This window comes from Flavobacterium sp. GNP008 (assembly GCF_056428965.1).
The window spans coordinates 1-252 of the sequence record NZ_JBWJVL010000047.1; the positions used below are offsets into that span (position 1 = coordinate 1).

Annotated in this window: 1 protein-coding gene; it reads left to right on the forward strand. The window is 59.5% G+C overall.

Going from position 1 to position 252, the window contains the following annotated elements; translation table 11 throughout:
- On the forward strand, positions 1-252 hold a 252-nt coding region (locus tag AC0608_RS13835; RefSeq protein WP_478289483.1), incomplete at both ends, for an LptF/LptG family permease.

Consider the following 252-nt stretch of genomic DNA (forward strand, 5'->3'; position numbering starts at 1 on the left):
CCAATCAGTGGCAACTGACCGACGTCACCACCACCTATTTCCGCAACGCGGGCCAGGGCACCAAGGCCAGCACCGAAGTGATCAACGTGCCGACCGAGCAATGGGACATCGCCCTCAAGCCGGAGCTGCTCAATACCGTGGTGATGATCCCGGAAAGCCTGCCGATCTCCGGGTTGTGGAGCTATATCCATTACCTCAAGGACCAGGGCCTGAACAACGGCCGCTACTGGCTGGCATTCTGGGTCAAGGTGT